The sequence below is a fragment of the Demequina phytophila genome, assembly GCF_000971135.1.
Taxonomy (GTDB): Bacteria; Actinomycetota; Actinomycetes; order Actinomycetales; family Demequinaceae; genus Demequina; species Demequina phytophila.
The window spans coordinates 20,328-38,878 of the sequence record NZ_BBLW01000008.1 but is presented as its reverse complement, the minus strand read 5'-3'; the positions used below and the strand labels follow the sequence as shown (position 1 = coordinate 38,878).

Sequence of the window (18,551 nt, the reverse complement as noted above, 5' to 3'; positions counted from 1 at the left end):
GCGTCCAGTGCGGAGGGGCGATGCCGCCGCTAGAAGAGCGCGCCCGTCTCGCCCCCCGCGGTGCCCGTCGGGGCGGGGGCGGAGGCCCCCGGGGCGACGGGCCAGGTGGGGTCCGGAAGATCGTCGGTGGTGCCCTTGGACTTGAGCCACGCGGCGAAGCGGACCGCCCACACGCGGTGCGCGTCCGCCTGGAGGTCGTGCAGCGAGTCGAGAGGTGTGTCCCGCATGGTGGGGTACGCCGCGGCGAGCGCATGCACCAGCTCGAGCGTCGCGAGCACGTCGGCGTCCGCCGCGTGGAGCTCGTCCGCGACCACGCTGACGGAGTACAGCGTGCACAGGTCGATGAGCTTGCGCTTGCCCTTGCGGTACTGGTCGAGCTTGCGGTCGAGCACCAGGGGGTCGACCACCGGGCGGACCTCGCCGCGCGACAGCCGCGAGGCGAGCGACGGCAGGCCGTGGCGAGCGAGCTCGTTCTCCAGCAGCGTGAGGTCGAACTGCGCGTTGAAGGCCACGACGGGGACGCCCGCGTCGAGCGCCTCCGCCAGCGCGGTGGCGATCTCCTCGAGCGCCGCGGGGGGCTGGACGCCCTCGGCGCGCGCCCGTTCGGTCGAGATGCCGTGGACGGCGCTCGCGGCCGCGGGGATGGGGATCCCGGGGTCGATCAGCCAGGTGCGCGTCGACACCTCGCCGGCACGTCGCGTGATCACCGCCGCCGTGACGATGCGGTCCCGCTCCGTGGACACGCCCGTGGTCTCGGTGTCGAAGCCCACCATGGTCTCGTCGAGCCAGTTCATGCTCCTAGCCTGGCACGGACCGCCGACAGCGCCGGCACGGTTGTCCACAGGCCGGGCCCGCGCATCGTCCCGCCGCCGTGTCCTGCCCGGACGATAGGGTGGAGCCCGTGAGCAACGAGATCGAGATCGGCCGCGGCAAGCGCGGCCGCCGGGCCTACTCCTTCGACGACATCGCGGTGGTGCCCTCGCGGCGCACGCGCGACCCGAAGGTCGTGAACCTCGGCTGGCAGATCGACGCGTTCCACTTCGACATCCCCGTCATCGGCGCGCCCATGGACTCGGTGATGAGCCCCGCGACCGCGATCGCGCTCGGCAACGCGGGCGGCCTGGGTGTGCTGGACCTCGAGGGTCTGTGGACGCGCTACGAGGACCCGACCGCGGTGCTGGCGGAGATCGCGGCGCTCGCGCCCGAGCAGGCGACGTCGCGCATGCAGGAGCTGTACCGCGAGCCCATCAAGGACGCGCTCATCACGGCACGCCTGCAGGAGATCCGCGCGGCCGGCGTGGTGGTCGCGGGCGCGCTGAGCCCGCAGCGCACGCAGGAGCACTACGCGACGGTGCTCAAGGCGGGCGTGGACCTGTTCGTCATCCGCGGCACCACGGTGTCCGCCGAGCACGTCTCCGACGGCGCGGAGCCGCTCAACCTCAAGAAGTTCATCTACGACCTCGACGTGCCCGTCATCGTCGGCGGCGCATCGACCTATCAGGCGGCGCTGCACCTCATGCGCACCGGCGCCGCGGGCGTGCTGGTGGGCTTCGGCGGCGGCGCTGCGCAGACCACCCGGACCACGCTGGGCATCCACGCGCCCATGGCCACCGCGGTGTCCGACGTCGCGGCCGCGCGCCGCGACTACCTCGACGAGTCCGGCGGCCGCTACGTGCACGTCATCGCGGACGGCGGCCTCGGGCGCTCGGGCGACATCGTCAAGGCGATCGCGTGCGGCGCGGACGCCATCATGCTCGGCGCCGCGCTCGCGCGCGCGGAGGAGGCGCCGGGCGCCGGCTACCACTGGGGCCCCGAGGCCCACCACCCCGAGCTGCCGCGCGGCGAGCGCGTACCGGTGGGCACCACCGGGACCCTCGATGAGATCCTCTTCGGTCCCGGCACGCACGCCGACGGCACCTCGAACCTCATGGGGGCGCTGCGCCGCTCGATGGCGACCACCGGCTACTCGGACCTCAAGGAGTTCCAGCGCGTCGACATCGTGGTGAGCCCGTACCAGGCGGGCTAGCCGCACCACCCCTTCTCCGGACGCCCGGGCGAGCGATCGCCCGGGCGTCCGCGCGCGTCGGCACGAAGTGGAGCGCGGTTCACCCGTGAGATCCATCCGCGGAACACGTAAGTGAATCGCGCTTCACATGGGAGGCGAGTCTGTGCCATGCTCGGAGTGCACGCGGCGAGCAACGGCGCCCGACCCGCGTGACCCCAGGAGCGGGTGCCGGTCAGGAGTCCCCATGAAGGCCGTCCGCTTCGATGCGTGGAAGACGCGTCCCGCCCTGGTCGACGTCGATCGTCCCGTCCCCGGCCCCGGCGAGGTGCTGCTCAAGGTCGCGGGCTCGGGCGCGTGCCACTCGGATGTCGCGCTCTACGCGATCTTCGACCAGGACATCGCGATGCCGCAGCTGCGGCCCTCCTACATCCTCGGGCACGAGGTCACCGGCTGGGTCGAGGAGACGGGTCCGGGTGTGGTGGGGATCGAGCCGGGCACGGCGCACATGGTCTACGCGGCGCGCGGCTGCGGCCACTGCGCGTCCTGCGCACGCGGCGAGGACACCCTGTGCGACAACGTCGCCTCGATGACGTCGCTGGGCAGCGGGCTCGGGCTCGACGGCGGCATGGCCGAGTACATGACCGTGCCGGTCCGCAACCTCGTGCCGCTGGAGGGCGCCGACCCGATCAAGGCCGCCCCCTTGGTGGACGCCGGCCTCACCGCCTATCACGCGGTCAAGCTGGCGCTCCCGCGGCTGACGTCCGGCGGGCGTACCGCCCTGGTGATCGGGCTGGGCGGCGTGGGCCAGTTCGCGGTGCAGATCCTCGGCGAGATGACCGCGGCGACGGTCCTGGCGACCGACATCAAGGCCGAGGCCTGCGACCTGGCCGCCGAGCGCGGTGCGACCGTGGTCGAGGGCGGCGAGGACCAGGCGGCGCGGATCCGCGAGCTCACCGGGGGCCGCGGCGTCGACGCGGTCTTCGACCTGGTGGGCACCGAGGACACCATCCGGCTCGCCCAGTCCGTGGTCGCGGTCCGCGGCCGCATCACCGTGGTCGGGCTGGCCGGCGGCCGCACCGACTGGGGCTTCTACACCACGCCCTTCGAGGCCGAGCTCACCGGCACGTACATGGGCACCCTCGAGGAGCTCCACGAGCTCGCCGCGCTCTACCGCGCCGGCCGGCTCGAGGTCGACATCACCCCCTTCGCGCTCGAGGACGCGCTCGACGCGTACGCGCGGCTCGAGACGGGGACGATGCTCGGGCGGGCGGTCATCGTGCCGCACGGCACCGTGACGGTGGACGATGCGGCGGTCGCGGCGGACGCGGAGGCGGTCCCCGTCGCGGGCTGAGGGGGGCTGCGCGTCAGCGGGGTGGGAGCACCGACACGGCCACCGGGGGCCGCCCCCCGGCGCGCAGCCGCGCGACCGCCGACTCGACGGCGGCCACCGTGCCGGACAGCACGGTGAGATCGCCCGCGGGATCCGCCCAGGCGTCGACGCCCTCGCCCGGGTCACCGGGCGCGACGCCGCCCGGAAGGATGGCGACGGCCCTGACCCGTGCATCGTCCGCGCGCACCAGGTCCACGTCGCGTACCACCGCGAGCCGGGCGAGCGTGCGCACCAGCACCTGTGCCAGCCGCTCCGACGCGGCGAACTCGACGCACAGCGTGCCCACCCCCGCGTGGACGTCGAGCGTCGATAGCGACCCGAAGCTCACGCCGCGCTCCGAGAAGACCCCGGTGAGGGCGGCGGAGGCGCCGCTGCGGTCCTCGACCCGGATGAAGGCGAACCAGCGCCGCGTGAGGGTGCTCATGGTGCGCCCCCGCCCCACGCGACCACGGACTCGTTGATGGACTGCGCGACCTCCCACAGGACGCGGCTCTCGTCGGCGGCGAGGGTGTCGAGCATCACGCGGGACCAACCGTCCGGTCCCACGGCGACCGGCACGCCCAGCACGCCGTGCCACGGCGACCCTCCCAGGTCGATCTCACCGTCCAGCAGCACCTGTCCCGCCACCACGATGTCGCGTCCATCGAGCACCGTCCGCACCAGGTCCGCCGTCGCGTTGGCGGTGCCGTGCGCGGTCTTCGCGCCGCTTTGATGCGTGAGGTAGGGGCGGATCACCGCCTGCACGTCCGGCGGATAGGCGTCCACCGCCGCGAACGCTGTGGCGATGTCCGGAGCATCCGAGATGCGCTGCTTCGCGGCGGCCACCTCGGAGCGGAACGAGGCCAGGGTGCGGTCGCCGCGCACACGGTCGACGATCTCGGTGCGCTCATCCGGGTCGAGCCCGCGGAGACGCACGGACGACCACAGAGGGACCATGCGGTCGCCGTGCTGACCCGCCACGAACCCGCTCACGCGGTGGCGTCGGATGCCCAGGGTCGCGGCGATCTCGCGTCGGAACCGCAGCGTGTCGAGCCATGCGCCCATGCCGATCACGCGGTGGCGGCCAAGCCGGCGGGCGAACACCTCGACGGCGAGCTCGACCGGGTTGGAGACCACGATCACGACCTCGTGGCCGCTGCCGTGCGCGGCGAGCGCGTCCGCATACTCCTCGAACACGCGCCGGTTGTCGTGGGCGAGGCGGTCGCGGTCGATCGGCTGGCCGGTGCCGGTGGGCAAGGTGCGACCGGCGGTCATCACCACCACGTCCGCGACCACGTCCTCGGGCCGCGACGCGACGTCGATGTGAGGCGCGTGCTCGTCGTGCGCGTCGATGAGGTCGACGCGCAGACCGTGCACGGCCTGGCCGGACGCGCCGCCCGGGCGGCCGACCAGCTGCAGCCGCGACGTGGGGCCCAGGTCGCCGCGCTCGATCAGCGCGCCGCACACCGCGCGGCCCACGTCCCCGGTGGCTCCGACGATCGCGACATCCATGCGCTCGACCCTACGGGGCGGATGTTTCGGGCGCGTGGCCGGGGGTCACGCCGCGGGCCGGTCGATCACCACGATCGCGCCGGTGAACATGCCCATCGTGCAGGCGTACGGGTAGGTGCCCGTCTCGGTGGGGGTGAACTCGACGGTCGCGGCGCCGCGCAGCACGTCGATGCTGTCGAACCCGAGCGAGCGGGCGTCGACCACGTTGGCGCATCCGTAGAACTCCGGTGACAGGGTCCAGCGCACGGGCTCGTCCGCGTACACGACGGTGACGTCGGGAGAGTAGCCGTCCGCGACCACCGCGGTGCTCACCTCCTGGACGCCGTCCACGTCGACGACGTTGGATGTCCGCTCGGTCGCGGTGACGGTGCCGACCCGCAGTCCCGGGGCGATCTGGGTGAGCGCGCCGGTGCCGGTCACCAGGGCGAAGGCCAGCACCACGACGCCGACGACGCGCAGCGCGCGTCCCGATCCGTGCTGCGCGGTCGAGGCCGCCGCGCCGGCGGCGAGCAGCCCCGGGGTGGTGCCGACGGCGAAGACGGCCATCACGGTCGCACCCGCCACCGGGCTGCCCGTCGACAGCGCGTACAGCTGGACCGCCTGCGTGAACCCGCAGGGCAGGAAGAACGTGGCGGCGCCCACCGCCATCGCGCGCAGCACGCCCGCGCCTCCGACGTCCGCGCGAGCCCAACCACCCCACCGCCCCGGCAACGACACCTGCCACGCGGCGAGGCGCGGCGACGCACCCGTGAGGCGCACGCCCACCACGGCCATCACCGCCGCGGCCGCGAGCACCAGCAGCCCGAGCAGCAGCCCCGAGGGTGCGACGGTCCGCCCCACGGCGCCCACCAGGGCGCCGAGCACGGCGAAGCCCACGACGCGTCCCGCGTTGAAGGCGAGGTGGGGACGCATCCTCGCGAGGCCGGTGGCGTTCGACGGCACCGACGCGGCGAGCGACACCACGAGCCCGCCCACCAGCGCCATGCATGTCGACACGCTCGCCGCGACGCCCAGCCCGAGGACCACCACCAGCGATCCCGCCGACGCGCCCGCGGTGAGCTCCTGCACCCGCTGGTCCAGCCCGAGCGCCCACGCGAGGATCGCGATCGCGCCCACGCCCGCGACCGACAGCGCGAGGTCCCGCCACACGCGATGCTCGCGGCTGAGCCACGGTCGGGTGCCGACGCTGTACGGGCCGTCCGCGAGGGCGCGGTCGAGGTCGCCGTCCGAGGGCAGGCGTGATCCCGTGAGCGTGAGACGGCCGCCGCGGCGGTCCGCGACGGCGGACTCGACGCCGGGCAGCGACAGCGCGGCGGTCGCCACGGTGCCCTCGCACGCGGCGCACGTCATCCCGGCGATGGGGATGGTGCGTTCGGCCATGGGGACGCTCCTTCGAACGGACCCAGGCTAAGCGACCCTTCCGTCACCCCGCCCGGGACCGATGTCGCGAGCCTGCCCGTCGGGCAACGTTCAACCGAGCTGCTCGCCCAGCTCCAGCCAACGCTCCTCGAGCGCCGCGTTCTCGTCCTCGAGCGCCTGCAGGCTCTTCATGAGCGTCGCGAGCCCCGCGAAGTCGGACTGGTCGTGCATGGCCATCTCGTGGTGGGTGCCCTCGGTGAGCTCCTGGATCTTCGCCATCCGGCGCTCGACCGCCTTGAGCTCCTTCTCCACCTCGCGGCGCGCGGCGCCGGTGAGGGTGGACGATGCGGCGGTGACGGGCGTCGCCGAGGTGACCGGCGCATCGTCCCCCTGCCCGAACGTGCCGATGCCGGAGGTGCCGCCCGCGCGCCGTTCGCGCGACAGCTCGACGTACTCGTCGACGCCGCCGGGGAGGTGGCGCAGGCCGCCGTCGACCACGGCGTACTGCTGGTCGGTGATGCGCTCCATGAGGTAACGGTCGTGGCTCACCACGATGAGGGTGCCGGGCCACGAGTCGAGCAGGTCCTCGAGCGCCGCGAGCATGTCGGTGTCGAGGTCGTTGGTGGGCTCGTCGAGGACCAGCACGTTGGGCTCGCTCAGCAGCACCACGAGGAGCTGCAGGCGGCGGCGCTGCCCGCCGGAGAGGCGTCCGACGGGCGTCTTGAGCTGCGCGGACGTGAAGCCCATGCGCTCGAGCAGCTGGCTGGGCGTCATCTCCTGGCCGTCGCTCAGCTGGATCGACGAGTACTGCTTGACCACGGCGGAGACGCGCTGGTCGGCGAGGTCCTCGAGCTCGGCGAGCTGCTGGCTGAGCTGGCGGACGCGCACGGTGAGGCCGGTCTTGACGCGGCCGCTGGTGGGTTCCTGGTCGCCGGTGACCAGCCGCAGGAACGTCGACTTGCCGGCGCCGTTCTCGCCGAGGATGCCGATGCGGTCACCGGGGCCGATGTTGAAGTCGAGGTCCTTCAGGACCTGCTTGTCGCCGTAGCTCACGCCCACGCGGACGAGCTCGACCACGTCCTTGCCCAGGCGGGCCGCGGCCATGCGGTGCAGCTTGACCGCGTCGCGGATGGGTGGGACGTCCGCGATGAGCTCGTTGGCGGCGTCGATGCGGAACTTCGGCTTGGAGGTGCGGGCCGGGGCGCCGCGGCGCAGCCACGCGAGCTCCTTGCGCATGAGGTTCTGGCGGCGCTGCTCGGTGACGGCGGCGATCCGGTCGCGCTCCACGCGCTGGAGCACGTATGCGGCGTACCCGCCCTCGTACTGGTCGACCTCGCCGTCGTGGACCTCCCACGTGCGGGTGGAGATCTCGTCGAGGAACCAGCGGTCGTGGGTGACCACCAGGAGGGCGCCGCGGTTCGCGGGCCAGCGGCGCTTGAGGTGGTCCGCGAGCCACGTCACGCCCTCGACGTCGAGGTGGTTGGTGGGCTCGTCGAGGAAGATCGCGTCGTGGTCCTCGACGAGGACGTGCGCGAGCGCGACCCTGCGCTGCTGGCCGCCGGAGAGGTCGCCGACGACCGCCTCGGCCGGCAGGTCGGGCACCAGGCCCGCCATGATGTCGCGGACACGGGGGTCGGCCGCCCACTCGTGCTCGTCGCGGTCGCCCACGATCGCCTGGGCGACGGTGAGGGACTCGTCGACGTGGTCGGACTGGTCGAGCACGCCGATGCGGGTGCCGCGGGCCACGGTGACGCGACCGTCGTCGGGTTCGATCCGGCCCGCGAGGACCTTGAGGAGCGTGGACTTGCCCGCGCCGTTGGTGCCGACCATGCCGATCCGGTCGCCGTCGTCGAGGCCGATCGAGATGCCGGCGAGCACCGGTCCGGTGCCGAAGTCCAGGTGAAGCGCCTCGGCGCCAAGCAGGTGTGCCACCCGGCGATTTTAGTCGCGACGCGCCGTGCGCTCATCCACCAGGCTTCAGCACTGATCCACACAGAGGCCCCATGTGAACGCTGGACATGACCAGACCGGGCCGGTCCGAGGCGCGTGTGTGTGGAGGAGCGCCCGCGGGCCTAGGCTCCCAGCCATGAGATGCGTCGCGATCCGCCACGTCGCCTTCGAGGACCTCGCGATATGGGAGGCGGAGATCGCCGCCCACGGCTACGAGGTGATCTACCTGGACGCCGGGGTCGACGACCTCGCGCCGTTCGCCTCGGCGGAGCTCGGCGTGGTGCTCGGCGGGCCGGTCGGTGTCGGGGACGTCGATGACTACCCCGTGCTCGCCGAGGAGGCGGCCCTGCTGGCCTCCCGCGTCGCGTCCGCGATGCCGACGCTGGCCGTCTGCCTGGGGGCGCAGCTGCTCGCGCACGCGCTCGGAGGCCGGGTCGAGCCCGGCCAGCCCGAGGTCGGGTGGGGGACCGTGGATCTGGCGCCCGCCGCATCGTCCACCCCGCTGCGTCACCTCGACGGCGCGCCCGTGCTCCACTGGCACGGCGACCGGATCGTGCCGCCGCCGGGCGCGACCGTCCTCGCCTCGACGCCTGCCACGCCATGCCAGGCGTTCGCGTACGGCAGTGCGCTCGCGGTCCAGTTCCACCCCGAGGTCGACGCCGAGCGCATCGAGCGCTGGCTGATGGGCCACACGGGGGAGCTGCGCGGGCTGGGCGTCGCACCGGGCGAGCTGCGCGCGCGGTCGCGCGAAGTGGGGGACGATGCGGCGGTCGCGGGCATCCTGATGATCAGGGAGCATCTGCGCGGCCTGGAGGGGAGCCGGTCATGAATCTGCGGCAGGCGGCGCTCGGCGCCGCGGCGCTGGACCTGGGCGCGATCGTGGTGTTCTCCGCGATCGGCCGCGCGAGCCACGAGGAGGGCATCCTCGGCGAGAACGGCTGGGGGCTGCTCGAGACGGTGTCGCCGTTCGCGACCGGCGCCGCGTTCGGGTGGCTGATCGCGCGCGCGTGGCGGCGTCCCTGCGACTGGAGGCGGACCGGCGTGATCGTGTGGGCATCCACGCTGGTGGGCGGCATGGTCCTACGTGCCATCTACGGCCAGGGGGTGCAGGTGTCGTTCGTGATCGTCGCGGGGACGGTGCTCGCGGCGTTCCTCATCGGCTGGCGGGTGCTCTCCGGGGCGATCGCGAGCCGCCGGGGCCTCAAGGGCTGAGCTCAGACCGTCAGCACGACCTTGCCGAGGTGCTCGCCGCCCGCCACGCGGGCGATCGCGTCGCGGGCGCGCGCGAGCGGGTAGGTGGAGTCGATCGTCGGCCGCAGGCCGGTGCGGGCCAGAAACGCGAGCAGCGCCGCGAGGTCCTCGCGGGTTCCCATCGTGACGCCCTGGATGCGGAGCTCGTGGAAGAACACCCGGGTCAGCAGCGCGGGGTCCGGGTCGCCCGTGGTGTGGCCGGCGATGGTGATGGTGCCACCGTTCCTGACCGAGGCGATCGAGTGCTTCCACGTCGCATTGCCGACCGTCTCCACGACGGCGTCGACCCGGTGGGGCAGCCGTGCGCCCGGCTCGACGGCTGCGGCCGCGCCCATCCGCAGCGCGGCCTCGCGCTTGGCCTCCGAGCGGGAGGTCGCGATCACCTCGAGACCCGCCGCGGCGCCGAGAGCGATCGCCGCGCTCGCGACCCCGCCGCCCACTCCCTGTACCAGCACGGACTGCCCGGGAGTCAGACCGGCGCCGTGGAACAGCATCCGGTACGCCGTGAGCCAGGCCGTCGGGAGGCAGGCCGCCTCCTCGAAGGAGATCTCCCTGGGTTTGGCGATGAGGTTCGCGGTGGGGACGGACACCCGCTCCGCGAAGGTGCCCTGATAGCGCTCCGACAGGATGCTGCGCGGCTCGCGCGGGCCCACGCCGTGGCCGTCCGCGCCGATCACGCCGTGCACCACCACCTCGGTCCCGTCGGGGGCGACGCCGGCCGCGTCGCAGCCGAGGATCATCGGCAGCTGGTGCTCGGCCAGGCCCACGCCCTTGAGGCTCCACACGTCGTGGTGGTTGATCGAGGTGGCACGCACGTCGACCGTCGACCAGTGCTCGTGGTCCTCAGGCTCGGGTCGCTCGCCCACGTCGAGCGCGCTCGGGGGATCGTCGGGGCTGAACCGGGCGGCGTAGGCGGCGAGCATGGCTCTCACCCTAGGACGATGCGCGGGCGGGCGGTGGGACCGAGGTCACCCGCGCATCGTCCCCCTGGGACGAGGCTGCGCGCTCGCTACTGCAGCGTCTTGTAGGTATAGACGGTCCTGAACGAGGTGACGTCGGCCCACGAGTTCTCGCCGAGCCCGATGCCGATGTGGATCTTCTTCGACGTCTCGGGGAGCTTGAGCGCGCCCAGGGCCTGAGAGCCCTCACGCGCCTCGCCGACCTTCGTGGACCCTGTCGAGGTCCGGTCGTAGCTCCACACGGCGATGCCGGAGACGTCGGCCCAGGTCGCGTAGACCCGCACGCTCGTGCCGCCGAACCTCTCTGAGCCGACGACCTCGGATGGCACGTTGATCTTCCCGTAGGCGGCGAGCGACAGCGATTCGAAATCGAACGCGTCGTAGCCCTGGCAGAACACGTCTCCCCACCCGTAGTGATTCGCCACGCAGTAGCCGTCCTCCGAGTAGTCGAACGGCTGATAGCTCGTCATGACAGCGCTGGCCGGGTAGGTCTTGATGAGCGTCTTGGTGACCAGGGTCCTGGCGCTGACGTTGACGACGGTCGTCGCCTTCTTGGTGCTGCCCTCGGGGCCCTTGACCGATACCGCGACGCTGTAGGTGCCGGGCACGATTGCGCCTCCGATGCGGCCATCCCACGTGAGCGTGCGCTTCTTCGACGTGGTGAGGCTCCACGACTTCACGGTCTTGCCGTCCCTCACGACCTTGACGGTGCCCCGCGCGGGCAGCACGGTCCCCGTCGTGGTGCGCGGGATGATGGTGAACGCGACGGAGTCGCGGTACGAGTCCTTCGCCGGGTACACGGTGCCGACGCTCTTCTTCAGGCCGACGCTCGTGATCGCCGTGGCCGAGACTCGGACCGTGGTCGACGCGGTGCGCCTGGCGCCCTCCGGACCCCGGAGCGCGGCGGTGACCGTGTAGGAGCCGGCGACGACCTTCCCGCCGACTCGGCCGTCCCAGGTGAGGGTGCGCTTCTTCGACGTCGTGAGGGCCCACGACTTCACCGTCTTGCCGTCCTTGACGACCTTGACCGTGCCCGTGGCGTCGAACGCCGAATCCCTGGTGGTCGAGGGCGTGACCGTGAACGCCACCGTGTCGCGGTAGCTGTCCTTGAGCGGGTAGACGGTGCCGAGGCTCCGCGACAACGCGAGGCCCGTGACCGCGGTCGATCCGACTGTCAGCGAGGCGCTGTCCGAGTACTCGATCGCCGCCGGGCCGCTGACCGTGGCCGTCACGGTGCCCGTGCCCGCCCCGAGGTTCGTGGCGTAGATCTTCTTGGTCACGGCGTCGCCGGTCGTCGACGCGATGGACGGCGCGGTGGTCTTGCCGCCCACGGTCGACGTGAGCGTGCCGGTGAACGGCACGGTGAGCCCGGTCTCGTCGGTGGCGCTGACGGTCGCGACCGTGGTGCGCGGCGACGCGCCGGACCAGGTGAAGATCGTGGAGTTGGACAGGGTGAGGCTGACGTCCAGCGGCTCGCCCGAGCCCACGGTGAGGAGCGCGAGCGCGGAGTCGCCTGCCGCCGGCACGACGTAGATCTCGTAGTGGCCCGGAGCGAAATCGTCCACCGAGACCGGGATGGTCGCCGGCACGGCCGGGTCGACGATCTCGATCGGCTCGTAGGTGACGATTCGCGGGCCGGCGCCGGTCTCGTTGACGTAGACGGTGAGCGTCGTGGCGACGTCGGAGGTGACCGTCACCTCGGTCTCGTCGCGCACGCCGTCGCCGGCGGGGAGCGTCAGGACCCCGGCCTCGCCGACTGTCAGGGTCGCGGCGTCCGCGGCCGAGGCCGCGGTGGCCAAGCCCCCGAACGCGAGCGCGGATGCGGTGGTGATGGCCAGCGCGCGTGCGCCGAATCGTGATCTCACGGGTTGGTTCCCCCCAAGTCTCGTGACAGTGTTCGCGCGACGGTATCGCGCCTGGGTGCCACGCTCAACCTGCCTGTGGCCAGAGTCACCCGCGCCGCCCGGTCGGACCGGGCAAAGGGGGGCATACCGCCTGCTGTGCTAGGAAATCTGGCGGGCACGCGAAAGGGGGACGATGCGCGGTGGCGGCCCGCGCATCGTCCCCCTGGGAGGAGAGGGAGAGGAGTCCCTACTCGTTGTCGCCGTCGGTCGCGAGCGCGCCCGAGAGCTTGGCCTGCACCTCGGTGCCGGCGCCGGACCAGACCCACTCGGCGACCTCGGGGAGGTCGGCGCCGGTCTCGTACGCGTAGCGCTGGGCCTCGAACCGCTTGTCCTGCAGCTTCTGGCGCAGCGACGCGGCGCGCGTGCCCAGACCCGGCACGCGGTCGATGACGTCCATCACCAGGTGGTAGCGGTCGATGTCGTTGACCATCGCCATGTCGAAGGGCGACGTGGTGGTGCCCTCCTCCTTGAAGCCGCGCACGTGCAGGTTCGCGTGTCCGTTGCGGCGGTAGGTCAGGCGGTGGATGAGCCACGGGTAGCCGTGGTAGTTCATGATGATCGGCTTGTCCGAGGTGAACAGCTGGTCGAACTCCCGGTCCGTCATGCCGTGCGGGTGCTCCTTGGGCGGCTGCAGGCGCATGAGGTCGACCACGTTGACCATGCGGACCTTGAGGTCGGGCAGCTCCTCGCGGATGATGTCGATCGCCGCGAGGATCTCCATGGTGGGCACGTCGCCGATGCCGCACATGACCACGTCGGGCTCCTCGCCCAGCGGCACGTTGGACGCGAAGTCCCAGATGCCGGCGCCGCGCGCGAAGTGGTTCTCCGCCTCCTCGATGGTGAGCCACTGCGCCTGCGGCTGCTTGCCGGCGACCACCACGTTGACGCGGTCGCGGCTGCGCAGGCAGTGGTCGTAGGTCGCGAGCAGGGTGTTGGCGTCGGCGGGGAGGTACACGCGGACCACCTCTGCCTTCTTGTTCACCACGTGGTCGATGAAGCCCGGGTCCTGGTGCGAGAAGCCGTTGTGGTCCTGACGCCACACGTGGCTCGACAGCAGGTAGTTGAGCGACGGGATGGGGCGGCGCCACGGGAGCTCGTGCGCGACCTTGAGCCACTTGGCGTGCTGGTTGAACATCGAGTCGACGATGTGGATGAAGGCCTCGTAGCTGGTGAACAGCCCGTGGCGGCCGGTGAGGTTGTACGCCTCGAGCCAGCCCTGGCACTGGTGCTCGGAGAGCATCTCCACCACGCGGCCCTCGTGGCTCATCTTGCCGTCGTCGGGGTCGATCTCCGCGTTCCACACCTTGTCGGTGACGTCGAGCACGGCCTGGATGCGGTTCGACGCGAGCTCGTCGGGAGCGAAGATCCGGAAGTTGTCGGGGTTGTTGCGCATGACCTCGCGCAGGAACTCGCCGAGGGTGCGGGTGGCCTCGCCGATCTCGGCTCCGGGCGCGGGCACGTCCACCGCGAAGTCGCGGTAGTCGGGCATGACCAGGTCCTTCATGAGCACGCCGCCGTTGGCCTCCGGGCGGGCCGACATGCGCAGCTCGCCCTTCGGGACGGTCGCGAGGACCTCCGGCTTGACCACGCCGGCCTCGTCGAAGAGGTCCTCCGGGCCGTACGACTGCAGCCACGCCTCCAGGGTGTGGAGGTGGTCGTCGGTGTCGCGGGCGTTGGACAGCGGCACCTGGTGCGCGCGCCACGACCCCTCGGTGCGCTTGCCGTCGATCGACGGCGGGCAGGTCCAGCCCTTGGGGGTGCGCAGCACGATCATGGGCCACATCGGGCGGTCCATGTCGGGGTTGACCTTGGCCTCGGCCTTGATCGCGGCGATCTCGTCCATCACCTCGTCGAGCACGGCGGCGAAGCGCGCGTGGAACGAGGCGGGGGTCTCGTCGTCGAAGCCGGCGGTGAAGACGTGGGGCTTGTGGCCGTAGCCGACCATGAGCGCCTTGAGCTCGTCCTCGGAGATGCGGCTGAGGACGGTCGGGTTGGCGATCTTGTAGCCGTTGAGGTGGAGGATCGGGAGGACCACGCCATCGGTGGCGGGGTTGATGAACTTGTTCGAGTGCCAGCTGGTGGCGAGCGGGCCGGTCTCGGCCTCGCCGTCGCCCACCACGGCCGCGACCAGCAGGTCGGGGTTGTCGAACGCCGCGCCGTACGCGTGGCTGAGCGCGTAGCCCAGCTCGCCGCCCTCGTGGATGGAGCCGGGCGTCTCGGGCGCCACGTGCGACGGGATGCCGCCGGGGAACGAGAACTGCTTGAACAGGCGCTGCAGGCCGCGCTCGTCCTCGGAGATCTCCGGATACGTCTCGTTGTACGTGCCCTCGAGGTAGCTCGCGGCGACCAGGCCGGGCCCGCCGTGGCCCGGGCCGATGATGTACATCGTCGGCTGCTGGCGCGAGGTGATCATGCGGTTGAGGTGCGTGTAGATGAAGTTGAGGCCGGGCGTGGTGCCCCAGTGGCCCACCAGGCGCTTCTTCACGTGGTCGCGGTGCAGCGGCTCCCGCAGCAGCGGGTTGTCGAGCAGGTAGATCTGCCCGACGGACATGTAGTTGGCTGTCCGCCACCACAGGTCGATCGCCTCGACCTCGGCATCGCTGACGGAATCCGCGGTGCGGCTGGACCAGGGCGTCGGTGCCATGTTTTCCTCCATCTCGGGTACCTGGCCAGCATGGCATGGTGAACGTTCACACGGCGCGGCGAAGGTCCTGATTCGGAGGCGAATTCCCGGTGAACGCTGCCGTGGCCGGGGGGCGGCGCATCGTCCCTCCGCGCCGTGCGTGCGTCTGTCCACACAATGGCGCTCCCCCCGCGCGGATCCGAGGCATCTCTCGCGCGTGAGACGCCGCTGGTGTGGATCAGTGCGGAATCCGTGTGGATGGGCGCAAGCCGCCGGAACGCGCCGAGGGCCGGCCTCCCCTGTGGGAGACCGGCCCTCGGGACGATGCGGTGGCTGGCTAGGAGACCGAGGCGATCGACTGGAGCGCGATCTCGCGCTCCTCGTTGGTCGGGATGACCCATACCTGGACGCGCGAGGACGCCGTGGAGACGAGCGTCGCCTCCTTCTTGCGGCCCGCGTTGAGCTCGAGGTCGAGCTCGACGCCCAGCTCCTCGAGGCCCGCGAGCGACTCGGCGCGCACGATGTCGTCGTTCTCGCCGACGCCCGCCGTGAACACGATCGCGTCGAGGCCGCCCAGCTGAGCCATGTACTGGCCCACGTAGCCCTTGATGCGGCGCGTGTAGATGTCGAGCGCGACCTTGGCCTCGTGGCTGCCCTCCTCGATCGCCTTGTGGACGTCGCGCATGTCGGAGTAGCCCGTGAGGCCGAGCATGCCGGAGCGCTTGTTGAAGAGGTCGTCGATCTCGTCGATGTCCATGCCGGCGGCGCGGTGCAGGTGGAACACCACGGCGGGGTCGATCGCGCCGGTGCGCGAGCCCATCACCAGGCCGTCGAGCGGGGTGAGGCCCATCGAGGTGTCGACCGCGACGCCGCCCTTGACCGCGTCCGCGGACGCGCCGTTGCCCAGGTGCAGCGTGATGATGCGCAGCTCCTTGGGGTCGCGGTCCATGAGACGAGCGCACTCGCGGGACACGTATCCGTGCGAGGTGCCGTGGAAGCCGTAGCGACGGATGCCGTGCTCGTGGGCGAGGCGCTGGTCGATCGCGTACGAGTACGCGGCCTCGGACAGCGTCTGGTGGAACGCGGTGTCGAAGACGGCGACGTGCGGGATGTCCGGGAACGCGGCGCGCGCGGCGGCGATGCCGGCGACGTGGCCGGGGTTGTGCAGCGGCGCGAGCACGGACAGCTTCGCGATGGCGTCCTGGACCTCGTCGTCGATGATGGTGGGCGCGGAGAACTCCGAGCCGCCCTGTACCACGCGGTGGCCCACCACGGTGAGCTGGGAGAGGTCCACGCCCGAGCCGGGCTGGGACAGGGACTCGATGACGGAGCGCACGCCCTCGTTGTGGTCCGTCACGCGCTCGACCAGGCCCGACGCGAGCGGCGCGTCGAGGGTGGTGTCCACCACCTGGTACTTGATCGAGCTGGAGCCGCAGTTGAGCACGAGGGCGATGCCGTTGTAGTTGACGCTCACGCGTTGCCTTCCGGGGAGTCGAGGTTCTGGGCCTGGATCGCGGTGATCGCGACCGTGTTGACGATGTCCTGCACGAGCGCACCGCGGGAGAGGTCGTTGACCGGCTTGCGCAGGCCCTGCAGGACGGGGCCGACGGCGACCGCTCCCGCGGAGCGCTGCACGGCCTTGTAGGTGTTGTTGCCGGTGTTGAGGTCGGGGAACACCAGGACGGTGGCCTGGCCCGCGACGGGGGAGCCGGGCGCCTTCGACGCCGCGACCGAGGGCTCGACGGCGGCGTCGTACTGGAGCGGGCCGTCGACCAGCAGGTCGGGGCGGCGCTCCTGCACCAGGCGGGTCGCCTCGCGCACCTTGTCGACGTCCGAGCCCGTGCCGGACTCGCCGGTCGAGTAGGAGAGCATCGCGATGCGCGGCTCGACGCCGAACTGCGCGGCGGTGTCCGCGGAGGAGATCGCGATGTCCGCGAGCTGCTCGGCGGTCGGGTCCGGGTTGACGGCGCAGTCGCCGTAGACCAGCACGCGGTCCGCGAGGCACATGAGGAAAACGGACGAGACCACGGAGACGCCGGGCACGGTCTTGATGATCTGGAACGACGGCAGGATCGTGTGCGCGGTGGTGTGGGCGGCGCCGGACACCATGCCGTCCGCGAGGCCCAGCTCGACCATCATGGTGCCGAAGTAGCTGACGTCCTGGACGCGGTCGCGCGCGGCCTCGAGCGTCGCGCCCTTGTGCTTGCGCATCTCGTAGTAGTCGTGCGCGAAGCGCTCGACGTACTCGGGGTCCGTGGGGTCGATGATGGTCGCGTCCTCGATGTCGAGGCCCAGCTCCGCGGCGCGGGCACGGATCGAGGTCTCGTTCCCGAGGATGATGAGCTCCACCACGTCGCGGGTGAGGAGGGACGAGGCGGCGCGGAGGATGCGGTCGTCGCCGCCCTCCGGGAGGACGATGCGCTGCTTGCGCGAGCGGGCGCGGTCCAGCAGGCCGTACTCGAACATGAGCGGCGTGATGACGTCCGTCCGGGCGAGATCGAGCGCCGCCGTGAGGCGCTCGGTGTCGACGCGCTGATCGAACATCGCGAGCGCGGTGTCCACCTTGAGCTGGCTCTCGCGCGACAGGCGGCCGCGGGTGGTGGAGCAGCGTCGCGCGGTCTCGAACGTGTCGAGCGCGGTGCGGACCACGGGCAGCGGCGAGCCGAGGCCCTCGACCAGCCGGCGGACCGCGGAGCGGGGCTCGAGGCCGCCGGTGAGGATCACGCCCGACAGCGACGGGAAGCCCTCCGCGCCGTGCGCGGCCAGCAGGGCGAGCACGGTGTCCGAGCGGTCGCCGGGCACGATCACCACGGAGCCGTCCTCGAGGCGGTCGAGGAGGTTCGACGTGGTCATGGCGCCCACGATGATGCCGCGGGTCTCGCGCGAGAGCAGCGCCGGGTCGCCCGTGACGAGCGTGCCCTCGACGGCCTCCACGAGCTGGTTCATCGACGGTGCGATGAGCAGCGGGTCCTCGGGCAGGACGCCCAGGCGAAGGTCCTCGGGCAGCAGCGCGGCGATCGCGTCGACGTCCTCGGCCTCGGCACGGTTGACGAAGATCCCGGCGACGGTCGCGTGGGACCCGGCGAGCTCGAGCCGCGCCTGATCGATCACCTGCGCGACCTCGGCGGGGGTGCGCTCGCTGCCGTGCACCACGAGCACCACGGGGGCGCCCAGGTTCGCGGCGATGCGACCGTTGAACTCCAGCTCGGCGGCGGCGGACACGTCCGTGTAGTCGGTGCCGACGATCACGACGGCGTCGCAGCGGCGCTCCACCTCGTGGAAGCGGGACACGATGGTCGACAGCGCCTTCTCGGGGTCGGCGTGGACGTCCTCGTAGGTGACTCCGATCGCCTCCTCGTAGGACAGGTCGATGCTGTCGTGCCCGAGGAGCAGCTCGAGCACGTAGTCGGAGCCGTCGGCGACGCGGGCCACGGGCCGGAAGATCCCGACGCGTCCCACCTGCTTGGCGAGGAGATTGGTGATGCCGAGGGCGATGGTCGATTTGCCGGTGTCGCCTTCGGCCGATGCGATGTAGATGCTTCGTGCCACGGACCCTATGGTTCCACGAACTCCCGGGACCCACGTGGTCGAAGGTCCCGCATGAGCCGTGCGATGGTGA

At 71.8% G+C, this 18,551-nt stretch carries 14 protein-coding genes; 4 read left to right on the top strand and 10 right to left on the bottom strand.

Annotated features, from left to right (window positions below; genetic code table 11):
* Window positions 1-29: 29 nt before the first annotated feature.
* A complete protein-coding gene (locus tag AOM01_RS11950) occupies window positions 30-794 on the bottom strand; it encodes an exonuclease domain-containing protein (RefSeq protein WP_082110233.1) in 765 nt (254 codons plus the stop codon).
* 107 nt (window positions 795-901) lie between these two features.
* Between AOM01_RS11950 and AOM01_RS11945 the strand changes: the two genes are divergently transcribed.
* Complete coding sequence (locus AOM01_RS11945; protein WP_062294241.1) at window positions 902-2,026, top strand: GuaB3 family IMP dehydrogenase-related protein; 1,125 nt, start codon at window positions 902-904, stop codon at window positions 2,024-2,026.
* A gap of 223 nt (window positions 2,027-2,249) precedes the next feature.
* On the top strand, window positions 2,250-3,356 hold the full coding sequence (locus AOM01_RS11940; protein WP_082110232.1) for an NAD(P)-dependent alcohol dehydrogenase: 1,107 nt from the start codon (window positions 2,250-2,252) through the stop codon (window positions 3,354-3,356).
* A gap of 13 nt (window positions 3,357-3,369) precedes the next feature.
* On the opposite strand, the gene AOM01_RS11935 is transcribed toward AOM01_RS11940, so the two are convergent.
* The 4 genes from AOM01_RS11935 to AOM01_RS11920 form a co-directional block, all read right to left on the bottom strand.
* Window positions 3,370-3,819, bottom strand: coding sequence for an ACT domain-containing protein (locus tag AOM01_RS11935; protein ID WP_156155966.1), 450 nt, complete (start codon window positions 3,817-3,819; stop codon window positions 3,370-3,372).
* Window positions 3,816-4,886 (bottom strand): malate dehydrogenase, encoded by a 1,071-nt coding sequence (locus tag AOM01_RS11930; protein ID WP_062293822.1) that lies wholly within the window; start codon window positions 4,884-4,886, stop codon window positions 3,816-3,818. The genes AOM01_RS11935 and AOM01_RS11930 overlap by 4 nt, the downstream gene beginning before the upstream one ends.
* 45 nt (window positions 4,887-4,931) lie before the next feature.
* A complete protein-coding gene (locus AOM01_RS11925; protein WP_062293819.1) occupies window positions 4,932-6,266 on the bottom strand; it encodes an urease accessory protein UreH domain-containing protein in 1,335 nt (444 codons plus the stop codon).
* A 90-nt stretch (window positions 6,267-6,356) separates the two neighbouring features.
* Entirely contained in the window at window positions 6,357-8,177 is a 1,821-nt protein-coding gene (locus AOM01_RS11920) for an ABC-F family ATP-binding cassette domain-containing protein (protein ID WP_062293816.1), read from the bottom strand.
* 154 nt (window positions 8,178-8,331) lie between these two features.
* On the opposite strand from AOM01_RS11920, the gene AOM01_RS11915 reads away from it, so the two are divergent.
* Window positions 8,332-9,024, top strand: coding sequence for a glutamine amidotransferase-related protein (locus AOM01_RS11915; protein ID WP_062293813.1), 693 nt, complete (start codon window positions 8,332-8,334; stop codon window positions 9,022-9,024).
* Complete coding sequence (locus AOM01_RS11910; RefSeq protein WP_062293810.1) at window positions 9,021-9,407, top strand: DUF3054 domain-containing protein; 387 nt, start codon at window positions 9,021-9,023, stop codon at window positions 9,405-9,407. The genes AOM01_RS11915 and AOM01_RS11910 overlap by 4 nt, the downstream gene beginning before the upstream one ends.
* A 2-nt stretch (window positions 9,408-9,409) precedes the next feature.
* Here AOM01_RS11910 and AOM01_RS11905 read toward each other — a convergent pair whose 3' ends face one another.
* The 5 genes from AOM01_RS11905 to pta form a co-directional block, all read right to left on the bottom strand.
* Window positions 9,410-10,369 carry a zinc-binding dehydrogenase gene (locus AOM01_RS11905; protein ID WP_062293808.1) on the bottom strand — a complete coding sequence of 320 codons (960 nt, stop codon included), beginning with the start codon at window positions 10,367-10,369 and terminating at the stop codon, window positions 9,410-9,412.
* 86 nt (window positions 10,370-10,455) lie between these two features.
* Window positions 10,456-12,270, bottom strand: coding sequence for a hypothetical protein (locus AOM01_RS11900; RefSeq protein WP_062293805.1), 1,815 nt, complete (start codon window positions 12,268-12,270; stop codon window positions 10,456-10,458).
* Window positions 12,271-12,496: 226 nt separating this feature from the next.
* Window positions 12,497-14,953 (bottom strand): phosphoketolase family protein, encoded by a 2,457-nt coding sequence (locus tag AOM01_RS11895; protein ID WP_228374299.1) that lies wholly within the window; start codon window positions 14,951-14,953, stop codon window positions 12,497-12,499.
* A 316-nt stretch (window positions 14,954-15,269) separates the two neighbouring features.
* Window positions 15,270-16,406, bottom strand: coding sequence for an acetate/propionate family kinase (locus AOM01_RS11890; protein WP_062293798.1), 1,137 nt, complete (start codon window positions 16,404-16,406; stop codon window positions 15,270-15,272).
* Entirely contained in the window at window positions 16,403-18,481 is a 2,079-nt protein-coding gene (gene pta / locus AOM01_RS11885) for a phosphate acetyltransferase (RefSeq protein ID WP_062293795.1), read from the bottom strand. The genes AOM01_RS11890 and pta overlap by 4 nt, the downstream gene beginning before the upstream one ends.
* Window positions 18,482-18,551: the final 70 nt, after the last annotated feature.